7 protein-coding genes and 2 pseudogenes are annotated in these 11,708 nt (G+C 70.8%); 7 read left to right on the forward strand and 2 right to left on the reverse strand.

Going from position 1 to position 11,708, the window contains the following annotated elements:
• The 3 genes and pseudogenes from IE265_RS37710 to IE265_RS37720 all read left to right on the forward strand — a co-directional run.
• Positions 1-252: pseudogene (locus IE265_RS37710) on the forward strand (DDE-type integrase/transposase/recombinase); the annotation flags it as partial.
• A gap of 257 nt (positions 253-509) precedes the next feature.
• The gene (locus IE265_RS37715) at positions 510-1,580 is read left to right on the forward strand and encodes an IS110 family RNA-guided transposase (protein ID WP_229916957.1); all 1,071 of its coding nucleotides are present in this window, start codon (positions 510-512) and stop codon (positions 1,578-1,580) included.
• A gap of 16 nt (positions 1,581-1,596) precedes the next feature.
• Positions 1,597-1,818 (forward strand): annotated as a pseudogene (locus IE265_RS37720) (integrase core domain-containing protein); the annotation flags it as partial.
• A gap of 39 nt (positions 1,819-1,857) precedes the next feature.
• Here IE265_RS37720 and IE265_RS37725 read toward each other — a convergent pair.
• Both IE265_RS37725 and IE265_RS37730 read right to left on the reverse strand, forming a co-directional pair.
• A complete protein-coding gene (locus IE265_RS37725) occupies positions 1,858-2,637 on the reverse strand; it encodes a hypothetical protein (protein ID WP_190040317.1) in 780 nt (259 codons plus the stop codon).
• A 439-nt stretch (positions 2,638-3,076) separates the two neighbouring features.
• Entirely contained in the window at positions 3,077-4,261 is a 1,185-nt protein-coding gene (locus IE265_RS37730) for a ScbA/BarX family gamma-butyrolactone biosynthesis protein (RefSeq protein WP_268255924.1), read from the reverse strand.
• A gap of 352 nt (positions 4,262-4,613) precedes the next feature.
• Between IE265_RS37730 and IE265_RS37735 the strand changes: the two genes are divergently transcribed.
• From IE265_RS37735 to IE265_RS37750, 4 genes are all read left to right on the forward strand, one after another.
• Positions 4,614-4,820, forward strand: coding sequence for an acyl-CoA carboxylase epsilon subunit (locus tag IE265_RS37735; protein ID WP_190040319.1), 207 nt, complete (start codon positions 4,614-4,616; stop codon positions 4,818-4,820).
• A 1,736-nt stretch (positions 4,821-6,556) separates the two neighbouring features.
• A complete protein-coding gene (locus tag IE265_RS37740; RefSeq protein ID WP_229916959.1) occupies positions 6,557-8,101 on the forward strand; it encodes an acyl-CoA carboxylase subunit beta in 1,545 nt (514 codons plus the stop codon).
• Positions 8,102-8,430: 329 nt separating this feature from the next.
• Positions 8,431-9,423 carry an AfsR/SARP family transcriptional regulator gene (locus IE265_RS37745; RefSeq protein ID WP_190040321.1) on the forward strand — a complete coding sequence of 331 codons (993 nt, stop codon included), beginning with the start codon at positions 8,431-8,433 and terminating at the stop codon, positions 9,421-9,423.
• Between the two features lie 1,013 nt (positions 9,424-10,436).
• Positions 10,437-11,708: 4Fe-4S dicluster domain-containing protein (locus IE265_RS37750; protein ID WP_190040322.1), on the forward strand; the 1,272-nt coding region annotated here is incomplete at its 3' end.

The following is an 11,708-nucleotide window of genomic DNA, read 5'->3' on the forward strand; positions in this document are numbered from 1 at the left end:
GCCTTCATCGTGGACACCTTCTCCCGCCGCATCGTCGGCTGGTCCGCGTCGCTGTCGAAACAGACCCAACTCGTCCTGGACGCCCTGGACATGGGCCTGTGGCAGCGCGACCGAGACGGCCGTCCGCCCGTCCCCGGCGAGTTGGTGCACCACTCCGATGCCGGGTCGCAATACACATCATTTCGCCTCGCCGAACACCTGGACTCGGCCCGGATCGCGGCCTCGATCGGGTCGGTTGGCGACGCTTACGACTGTCAGTCTTTTCGCACCGGATCCCGCAAGGATCGGGTAGTCCCGGCCGTGACGGTCTGACTCTTGCTACGACCGACCCCACGGGTGTCCTGGCGTTGATCTGTCGACCGCCCGGCCGGGCACGCAGCAAGCGCTGCCGCCGGACGGACGTGACCTGATAAGAGCCTGGAGCCGACTCACCAAAGCGTCCCCGTGACAGTCCTGTCCGTCCGACCGGCGACAGCGTGCACTTCACGCTACCGGCCGGAAGGAACGCGGTGAACACCGACGAGCAGCACATGTCTGGGCACGTCGTGATCGGCGTCGACACACACAAGCACGTGCACGTCGCAGCGGTGATGGACACGATCGGCGGGATCCTGGCCACCCTCACGATTCCCGCCGACACCGGCGGCTTCCAGCAACTGGCTGACTGGGCAGGCTCGTTCGGCAGGATCCTTGCCTTCGGGATCGAGGGCACCGGCTCCTACGGCGCCACGCTGACCTCATTCCTGCGCAGGGCCGGTCACAAGGTGGTCGAGGCCGGACGCCCGGACCGGCGGCTGCGGCGCATGAACGGGAAGTCCGACACGCTGGACGCCGAGAACGCCGCCCGCGCCGTGCTGGCCGGGTTCGCGACGGCCACGCCGAAGACCGCCGACGGCGAGGCCGAGATGATCCGCCAGCTCAAGATCGCTCATGACCAGGCCGTTGAACAGCGTGCGGCGGCGATGGTCACCATCAAGGCGATACTCGTCCATGCCTCGGACGCCTTGCGCCGGGAGACTGCCGGCAAGACCCAGATCAGCCTGGCACGGCAGCTGGCCGCTCTGCGTCCTCGCCGTCTGGAAGGTCCCGAGGACGCCCTTCGGCACACCCTGCGGACGCTCGCCAGGCGATGGCAGTACCTGGACGCCGAGGCCAAAGAACTGACGAAGATGATCGGCGACCTGGTCCAGCGGGTCGCCCCGCAACTGCTCGAACCCTTCGGTATCGGCGTGGACACGGCCGCGGAGATCCTCGTCGTGACCGGCGACAACCCCGAACGGATCAAGTCCGAGGCCGCCCTCGCCAAGCTCGCGGGCATCGCTCCGGTGCCCACCGGCTCCGGCATGACCAGCGGCAGGCATCGCATCAACCACGGTGGCCACCGCCAGCTCAATGCCGCGATCTACCGAACCGTCATCGTCCGCATGCGGTTCCATCAGCCCACGATCGACTACGTCGCCCGCCGCACCGCCGAGGGCAAGACGAAACGCGAGATCATCCGGTGCCTCAAGCGCTACGTCATCCGCGAGGTCTACCACCTGCTTCGGCCAGTTCCACGGAGGGCCCCCACGGCAAGTTGACAACTATAGGAGCGTCAACGCGCTCATGGAGTCGACGATCGGCCTGTTCAAGACCGAGGTCATCAAGCCGCAGCGGCCGTGGAAGACGCTGTCGCACGTCGAGCTCGCCACTGCCGAGTGGGTCGACTGGTACAACCACCGTCGACTTCACGGTGAGATCGGGCACATCCCACCCGCCGAATACGAAGCCAACTTCTACCGAGCAACCACGAATCTCCAGGTCACAGCCAACATCTGAGATCTCTATCGAACCCGGAACGGTTCAGGGTGGCTTGTGTCAGTCGAACAGGCGGAGGATCTGTTCGGCGGCGACTGTCTGAAGGTTCCGTGCGGGTGGGGTGACGGTCACTGGTTTCCCCAGGTTGTTGAGGCGGGCGGAGAGTGACCAGTTGCCGTCGATGATGTATTCGGCTCGGTGTGCTACCGGTTTGCCGGACTCCGGTACGTACACCCGTACCGTGACCGGTCCCTGCACGCGGCTCAGTCGGCGCAGTCGTTCTCCGCGACTCGTGACGGCAGGTCCACTGGTGACGTCTGCGTCCGAGTTGGCTGCTCCGGCAAGGAATTGTCCTGCCTGGCAGACAGGGGCTATTCCGGCAGCCGGTGCATTGTCACTGGGCAGGTCGGTGACCAGGTACGCCCCTTGCAGCAACCGGGTCGCAGTCCAATTGTCGTCCTCTCCTTCGGGCGTGACCGGGTCGAGAGGAGGAATCGAGTTGCCGCTTAGTGAGGCGACGGCTGCACGCAGGTCCTCATCCTCCCAACGGGTCCAGACCTGGTCCCCGACCAACACGCTTTCCGCACCATTGATCGTTCCCCTGCAGTTGCCCCGGCCGTCGAGGTGGGCGTCGAACGCCGCCTTGTCCCCATTGGCGGAACGGAGTTCGCCGGTCATCCGGAAGGCCCCGGCGTCGTCCAACCGTTCCAACGCATCCCGCATCGTCTGCGCATCGCCGCCGGGCCCTTCACCGAAGGAACAGGACGGCATCAAGAGCGTGACCGTGAGTGCTCCGGCGACCGCCGCGGCCTTTCGACTCCACCGTGCAGTCACGTTCAACCGCCGCTGACCGTCATCGGCGCATTCCGAAATCGCCCATGGACAGAACTCCTTGTCGTCTCGGCTGCGTCCCGCAGCTCAGCCCCATGCTCGGCACGATTCACGGCTCGCACCGAGGCGTGAATGACGGGACGTCAACTCTCATACAGGTAGCGGAGATCGGCAAGAGATCGTTCCGGCCAGTGGTGGTCCGGCCCTTCCGCCGGGCGCAGGCAGGGGATTGATCACTCCGCCCGGCCCTCGGCGAGTGCCGTCAGGCGGGGTAGGGGGCGAGACCGACGCTCCGGACGCGTTTGCAGATGCGGTCTGGTGTGGAGGGGGCCGTGGTCTGGCGGGGCTGTGGTGGTGGGGGGTTGTGTACGCCGGGTTTGTCGCGGCCTGGTGGCTGGCTGGCTGGCTGGCTGGCGGGTTTGTCGCGGCGGGGGTGGGGTGGGGTGGTTTAGGTGGTGGGGGGTGGGGTGGTGATGGTGGTGGTGAAGATGGTGGTGTTGTTTTGGGTGCCGGTGATGCGGGTGTGGGTGTGGCCGGTGCCGGTGCCGGTGCCGGTGCCGGTGCCGGTGTTGCGGGTGTGGGTGTGGTTGCCGTTGGTGCTGTGTGTGTTGCTGCCGGTGTTGGTGTTGGTGTTGCTGGTGTCGGGGTTCGCGTGGGTGGTGTGGGGGTGGGTGGGGTGGGCGTGGATGTGGGTGGGGAGGTGGAGTTCGGCGTAGCGGGTGAAGTGGGTGGTGATGTGGGTGGGGTGGGTGGGGTGGCCGATGAGGGCGGTGGTGGCTTGGCGGGCGGCTTCGATGAGGAGCATGCCGGGGGTGTGGTCGAGGGGGTGGTCGAAGAGGATGGGGTGGTGGGTGTTGGTGCGGAGGTGCCAGTGGTGGGGGGTGGGGGTGGGGGAGAGGACGACGTCGTCGGGGTGGGTGCGGCCGACGTGGTGGGGGTGGGTGGGTGGGGGTGGGGTGAGGGGGGGTTGGTGGGGTTGGGTGTGGGGGGCGCGTAGGCGTTGGTAGACGGCGGGGGAGACGCAGGTGAAGGAGGCGGTGGCGGTGGCGGTGGGGTGGCCGTCGCGGTGGATGGTGGTGTTGAGGCGGAAGCCGGCGAGGTGGGTGGCGCGGTGTTTGATGTCGGTGCAGGTGGTGTGGAGGGTGACGGTGGCGGGGGTGGGGCCGATGTGGGTGTGGGTGGGGTCGGTGTGGAGGGTGAGGTCCCACATGAGGAAGTGGTGGGTGAGGGGGACGTCGTATTCGGTGTGGGCGAGCAGGAGTCCGGTCTGGCGGACGGTTTCGGCGATCAGGAGGGGGTCGTGGTGGCCGTTGACGGCGGTGAAGAAGCTGTGGAGGCGGGGCCATTGGCCGGTGACGGTGTAGTGGTTGTCGCCGTGGGGTTCCCAGCCGGTGAGCATGACTTCGGCGATGCTGGCGCGGTGGACGAATTCTTTGGGGACGGTGGTGGTGAGTGGGGTGGTGGGGCGGGGTGGGGTGGTGCGTCGTGGGGTTCTGGTGGTGCTGTGCGGGTGCCGGGCGGCGGGTAGCGTGCGGGTGGCACGGGACGGGCTCGCAGACACGTCTGTTCCCCCTGGGCAGTGTGGGTGTGGAGGTGCTGTGGGGCTTCTCAGGTCTGCGAAGATACATACCACCCGGTTTACTATCCAGCGGTAGGAGTGACTCCGCCCGCACCATTTTGCGGAGTGGTCTGTTCCGTGGGGGTGGGTGTGTGCCCGGTGCGGTTCGGCCCGGTGGGGGTGTTTGGCGGGGTGCGGGTGGGGTGGGTGGGCGTACGACCTCGTAGGACGGTGCGGGGTGTGGGTGTGCGGTCGGGGGTGTCCGTGCGGGGGTGGTGTCGGGTCCGGGGCGGGTGTGGGCCGGTGGCGCGGGTGGGGGGCCTCAAGTGATCCCCCAGTACCTCTCGAGTGTTGCGGCCGACCATGGCCCGGAGCGGCGTGAGGCCGCCGTGGGTCGTGGCCGCCGGGGGCGGGAGGGAGGCGTCGGATGGACGGTGTGCGCGGGGTGCTGCGGGTCGAGCGGGGCCGGGCCGACGAGGAGGAACTGGCCGCGCTGGCGGCGGTGTTGCTGCTGGTGCGCTCCCGCTCCCACTCGCATGCGGAGGTGCGGGGGCGTGTGGTTGCGGTGGGGCGGCCGGGTATTGCCCGGCGGTGGCGGGAGGCGGGCCATGTGCCGCCGGGGAGTTGGCGGTGAACCGCCCCCACCCGCCCGAACGGCCCGGCCGGTGCGGGCACCCTGTTCGACCTGGGCTGTTCTGTCGGCCCGTTGAGTCCCGGCGGCCCATCCGGTCCGGGCGGCCTGTCCGGCCTGAACGGCCAGGGCGGCTCGGAGGGTCCTGCGGGCCCGGTCGGCCCGGTGGGCCCGTCCGGTCCGGGCACCGTGTTCGACCTGGGCTGCTCTGTCGGCCCGTTGAGTCCCGGCGGCCCGTTGAGTCCGGGCGACCCGTCCGGTTCCGGCGGCCTGTCCGGCCTGAACGGCCAGGGCGGCTCGGAGGGTCCTGCGGGCCCGGTCGGCCCGGTGGGCCCGTCGGGTCCGGGCACCGTGTTCGGCCTGGGCTGTTCTGTCGGTCCGTTGAGTCCCGGCGGCCCGTCCGGTCCGGGCACCCCGTCTGGCCCGGACGGTCCTGCCGCCCCGGTGGGCCCGGTGGGCCTGTGCAGTCCGGACACTCCGTCACGGCCTGGGCTGTTCTGTCGGCCGGGGCGTCCCGGCCGGTCTTGGCAGCCTGTTCGGCCTGGGCTGTTCTGTCGGCTCGGTCGGCCGGGTCGGCTCGTTCGGTCCCGGCGGCCCATCCGGTCCGGGCGACCTGTCGGGCCCGGATGGCCCGGACAGGTCGGTCTGCCCGGGCGATCTGAATGACCTGTTCAGCCCGGTCGGCTCGGTGGGCGCGGACGATCGATGTGATCAGTCCGGCCCGGACGATCCATTGGGCCGGGCCGGTCGGGGCAGGCGGGCCGGCCTGGACGAGCTGCGTGAACGGCGTGGTCTGTCCGGTCCGGACGGCCCGTGCGGCCGGTCGGGGTCGGACGATCCGTGCGATCGGGGCGGCCCGGACAGGTGGGCCGACCGGTCTGGCCTGGATGACCCGTTCAACCCGACGGCCCATCCGGCCGATTCGGCTCATCCGGCTCATGCGGCCCGGGCTGTCCGGCCGCCGGGACGCCTCGGGTGGTCCGGACGCCCCGGGTGGTCCGGCCGGGCCGGTCTGTCCGGCCGGTCCGGATGATCCATCGGGCCGGGACGGCCCGGAGGGGCAGACCGACCCATCCGACCCTGCCGACCCTGCCGATCCATCCGGCTCTGTCGGCCTGGACGTCCCTGCAGGTCCGGACGACCCGGACGGTCCTGCCAGGCCCGCACGGGCGAGCCGATCCATCCGATCCATCCGACCCGTTCGACCTGGAGGTCCGGACGGCCCGGACGGTCCTGCGAGCCCGCACGGGCGGGCCGACCCATCCGGTCCTGCCGGTCCGCAGGGCCGGGCAAGCCCTGCCGGTCCTGCCGGTCCTGCCGGTGTGGAGGGCCGGGCGAGTCCTGCCGGCGCGGACGGTCTGTCCGGCTCCTTCGGCTCGTCCGGCTGCTCCGGCTCGTCGGGTTCTGCCGGTGTGGAGGGCTTGTTGGGCTCCGGGGGTGGGGTGAGTGGGGTGGGTCGTGGGGTGGTTGTCGGTGGGTTGTTGTGTTTGAACCGTACTGCGCGGGCGGTTTCTTTCGGGGGCCGCTTCATGGCATCGGGGTCCGGTCCGCGGGTCGGGCTCCCCGTTTCGGGAATGGGAAGGGGTTCAGTGATGGCGTTGACGACGGTCGGGACAGGGACAGGGACAGGGACGGAGTCGGGGACGGGGGCAAGGGCAGGGGCAGGGTCGGAGTCGGGGACAGGGTCGGGCGCAGGGTCTGGGTCTGGGTCGGGGTCGGGGTCGGGGTCGGGGTCGGGGGTGCGGGGGCGTGTGGCGGAGTTGCGGGCGATTCGGGCGCAGGCGGTGCGGGGGCCGGGTGAGGAGGCGACGGGGGCGCAGCATGCGCGGGGGAAGTTGACGGTGCGGGAGCGGTTGGACCTGTTGTTGGATGCGGGGTCGTTCCAGGAGGTGGGGCAGTTGCGTCGGCATCGGGCGAGTGGGTTCGGGTTGGAGGCGCGGCGGCCGTACACGGACGGTGTGGTGACGGGGTGGGGGACGGTGGGGGGTCGGACGGTGTTCGTGTATGCGCACGATTTCCGTATGTTCGGGGGTGCGTTGGGGGAGGCGCACGCGGAGAAGATCCACAAGATCATGGACATGGCGTTGGCGGCGGGTGCGCCGTTGGTGTCGTTGAACGACGGTGCGGGGGCGCGGATCCAGGAGGGGGTCTCGGCGCTGGCGGGGTATGGGGGGATCTTCCAGCGCAATACCCGGGCGTCGGGGGTGATTCCGCAGATCTCGGTGATGCTGGGGCCGTGTGCGGGGGGCGCTGCCTACAGTCCGGCGCTGACGGATTTCGTGTTCATGGTGCGGGACACCTCGCAGATGTTCATCACGGGTCCGGACGTGGTGAGGGCGGTGACGGGGGAGGAGGTGACGCAGAACGGGCTGGGCGGCGCGGATGTGCACGCGGAGGTCTCGGGGGTGGCGCACTTCGCCTACGACGACGAGGCGACGTGTCTGGCGGAGGTGCGGTACCTGTTGTCGGTGCTGCCGTCGAACAATCGTGAGCAGGCGCCGCGGGTGCACGGCACGGACCGTCCCGACCGTGGTTGCGGGGCGTTGTTGGACCTGGTGCCGGCCGACGGTTCGCGCCCCTACGACATGGCGGGGGTGATCGAGGAGATCGTCGACGACGGGGAGTACCTGGAGGTCCACGAGCACTGGGCCCGCAATGTGGTGTGTGCGCTGGCCCGTCTGGACGGGCAGGTGGTGGGCGTCGTCGCCAACCAGCCGCAGGTGCTGGCCGGGGTGCTGGACATCGCCGCCTCGGAGAAGGCCGCGCGTTTCGTGCAGATGTGCGACGCGTTCAACATTCCCCTGGTGACGCTGCTGGACGTGCCGGGCTTCCTGCCGGGGGTCGGCCAGGAGCACGGCGGGGTCATCCGGCACGGCGCGAAGCTGCTGTACGCGTACTGCAACGCGACGGTGCCGCGGATCTCGCTGGTGCTGCGCAAGGCGTACGGCGGCGCGTACATCGTGATGGACAGTCAGTCCATCGGCGCGGACCTGACCTTCGCGTGGCCGACCAACGAGATCGCGGTGATGGGTGCGGAGGGCGCGGCCAACGTCATCTTCCGGCGCCGGATCGCGCAGGCCGAGGACCCCGAGGCCATGCGGGCGCGCATGGTCAAGGAGTACCGTTCCGAACTGATGCATCCCTACTACGCGGCCGAGCGCGGCCTGGTCGACGACGTCATCGACCCGGCCGAGACCCGCCAGGTCCTCATCCGCTCGCTGGCCATGCTGCACAGCAAGCACGCCGACCTGCCCTCCCGCAAGCACGGCAACCCGCCGCAGTGACCGGCCCGGCCGCCCGGATGCCGCCCCGCACCAAACAAGACGTAGAGTCTGTTCTTCGTCCCCGAAACGACCACCGCGCCACTGACACTGCCCGTTTGGCCGGGCGGGATCCTGTGAGAAGTCGACCCGCACCGGCCCGCCCCGCACTCGCACCACCCCCCGGCACCCGAAGAAAGCCGCACGTCACAGCCTTGCGAAGCCCTCCCGTGGTCCGCGGCGGGCGACAGTGCGTCAAAACAGCGCGGGTGGTTTGCTGTTGACAAACCGTCCGGCCTGTTTTGTACTCGTCGAGTGCCGATTGACAGCACACACACCGAGGGGGCAACGGCGTGCACATAGACGTACTGGGCATATTGGACGTCCGGCAGAACGGGGCGTCGATCGCCCCCACCGCGCCGAAGCCCCGCCAGGTGCTCGCCCTGCTGGCGCTGCACGCCGACCAGGTGGTCCCGGTCGACGCGCTCATCGACGAACTCTGGGCGGGCCGCTCACCACGCAGCGCCCGCACCACCCTGCAGACCTACGTCCTGCAACTGCGCGACCTGATCACCCTCGCACTGGAACGCGAGACACCCGACACCGACCGCACCGCGGACCTCGACCCCGGCCGCACCGCGGACTTCGACACGGACCGGGCCACGGACCGCACGGGCCGGGCCGCGGGTCGGACCCTGGACCGGTCGGCGGGCCGCGGCATGGACCGGGGGGTTCCGCGGCGCACCGCCAAGGACGTCCTGGTCACCTCGCCGGGCGGCTACATGCTGGTCTCCGACGGCGGCACCAGCGACGTCCGCGAGTTCGAACGCCTCGCCGGCCACGGCTACCGCGCCATGGACGCCGGCGACTTCCGCGGCGCCGCCCGCCTGCTGCGCGAGGCACTGGCCCTGTGGACCGGCTCCGCCTTCGCCGACGTCCAGAGGGGCGCCCGCCTGGAGATGGAGGCCAAACGCCTCGAGGAGAGCCGCCTGTGCGCCCTCGACCAGCGCATCGAGGCCGACCTCCGACTCGGCCGCCACCGCGAACTGCTCGCCGAACTCACCGTGCTCACCAGCCGCTACAGCGCCCACGAGACGCTGCACGCCCAGTTCATGCTCGCCCTGCACCGCTCCGGCCGGCGCGGCGAGGCCCTGGACGCCTACCACCGGCTGCGCTCCACCCTCGTGCGCGACCTGGGCCTGGAGCCCTCCGCCGGACTGCGCCGGCTGCAGCAGTCGATCCTCAAGGCCGCACCCGAGACCCCGCTGGCCGCCGAGCACCGGATGTCCGCCACCGCGCCCGAGGCCGGCCGCACCGGCGGCGGACGCCTGATGCGCGTCAACTGACCCGCACCGCACCGCACTCGGCCACGGCCCGGGCCACCCGCCCGGGCCGCAGCCGTACCCCACCCCCACCCACCGCCCGCACCCCGCCCGCCCCGGCGCCACCCTCCGGCCGGGCGTCCCGGCGCCACCCACCGCCCGCCCCGGCGCCACCCTCCGGCCGGGCGCCCCGGCGCCACCCATCCACCGCAGGGCTCGCACCCCGGCCGGGCGCCGGCACCGCACGATCCACGTACGGCACCGCACGCACCGCACCGCAGGCGGCGCACCGTCCCGGCCGGGTGTCGGGCCCGTACCGCATGCGCGCCGTCCCGCACTTTGGCGGGTGCGGGGCCCGTACGGCCCGCGTACCGCTCCCGTCCGACTGCCCGGCCTGTACGGCCCGCGTACCGCTCCCGCCCGGCTGCCCGGCCTGTACGGCCCCTGTACCGCTTCCGAGTTGGCGCCGGGCCCGTACACCCCCCCCCGCATCACCTTGCACCTCGGCCGGGCGGCAGGGCGCCACCCCTGCGGCGCAGGCACCACCCGGTGCGCCGGGCACCCGCACACCGGGCACCCGGACGTTGGGCGGTGCGTGCATCGGGCGGTGCGTGCGCCGGGCCGCACGGCCCGCGCGTCGGTCCCGGGCGGTCCGGGTGTCGCCCGGGCCTCGGGCCGTACGTGGGACCGGGCAGTGCGCGCCGGGCGGCGCGCGCACCGGGCCGTGCGTGCGCCGGGCCGTGCGTGCGCCGGGCGGTGCGTGCGTCCGGTCGTATGTGCGTCGGGGTGTGCGTGTCCGGGCGGCTCGGTGCGGTCTCCTCGGGGCGGCCGAGTGCCGTGCGCGGGGCGGCCGTCGGCGTCCGGGAGCGTCCCGGTTGCGTTCCGGGGGTGTCCCCGGGGGGGTGTTTCGGGGGTGGCGCGGCGCACATCACGGCCGAAGCTGCTGGAGTGCGGCGGCGGGCGCCGGTAGTCTCGGGCGAAACCAGTAAGTTACCGCTTAGTAGCCGAATTTCGCAGGTTCGAGGAGCCCCTTTCTCATGCAACTCGTCGCGATCGTCGTGTCTCTGGTTCTGATCGTGGTCGGTTTCGCGCTGTTCGGCCGGGCCACCGCGCAGATCTACCGCTTCGTGCGGCTCGGCGGGCGGTTGCCGGCCGGTGCCCGTACCGACCGTCCCTACCGGCGCAGCGTCACGTTGGTGCGGGAGTTCCTCGGCCACACCCGCATGAACCGGTGGGGGGTGGTGGGCTTCGCGCACTGGTTCGTCGCGATCGGCTTCTACTGCCTGCTGCTGACCCTGGTCAACGCCACCGGCCAGCTCTTCGCGCCGGACTGGGTGCTGCCGGTGCTGGGCCACTTCACCCCCTACAACATGCTCGTCGAGTTCCTCGGTGTCGCGACGGTGCTGGGCATCCTGACCCTGATCGCGGTGCGCCGGCTCAACCGGCCCGCCCGCCCGGGCGGCAAGTCCCGCTTCGCCGGGTCCAAGGCGGGCCAGGCGTACTTCATCGAGGCCGTCATCGTCGTGGTGGGCACCTGCATCGTGGTGCTGCACGCCCTGGAGGGCGCGATCCACGACGTCGGGCACTACGAGGCCGCCTACTTCCTGTCCTATCCGCTCGTGGCCCGCCTGCGCGAACTCGACGCGGGCACCCTGGACACCCTCGTGTACGCGGTCGCCGGCCTGAAGATCACCGCTTCCTTCGTGTGGATGATCGTGGTGTCGCTGAACACCAACATGGGTGTGGCCTGGCACCGGTTCCTGGGCTTCCCGAACATCTGGTTCAAGCGCGAGGCGGACGGCGCCACCGCGCTGGGCGCGTTGCAGCCGATGACGTCGGGTGGTCGGGCCATCGACTTCACCGACCCGGGGGACGACGACGTGTTCGGCGTCTCGCAGGTCGAGCAGTTCTCCTGGAAGGGCCTGCTGGACTTCTCCACCTGCACCGAGTGCGGGCGCTGCCAGTCGCAGTGCCCGGCCTGGAACACCGGCAAGCCGCTGTCCCCGAAGCTGCTGATCATGTCGCTGCGCGACCACGCGCACGCCAAGGCCCCCTACCTGCTGGCCGGCGGCGGCAAGGACATGGCAGGCGATGAGGGCGAGGAGAAGGCGTCCGCCGAGCAGCTCAAGGATGTGCCGGCTGCGGCGCTGGCGGAGGCCGAGCGGCCGTTGGTCGGGACGCTGGAGGACAACGGCGTCATCGATCCGGACGTGCTGTGGTCGTGCACCACGTGCGGTGCGTGTGTGGAGCAGTGCCCGGTGGACATCGAGCACATCGACCACATCGTCGACATGCGCCGCTACCAGGTG

It is taken from the genome of Streptomyces fructofermentans (genome assembly GCF_014651055.1).
Lineage (GTDB): Bacteria > Actinomycetota > Actinomycetes > Streptomycetales > Streptomycetaceae > Streptomyces > Streptomyces fructofermentans.

What these genes read in the sequence shown, in the direction of transcription:
- IE265_RS37735 (WP_190040319.1), top strand. Translation starts at nt 4,614, where the DNA reads ATGGACGGTGTGCGCGGGGTGCTGCGGGTCGAGCGGGGCCGGGCCGAC.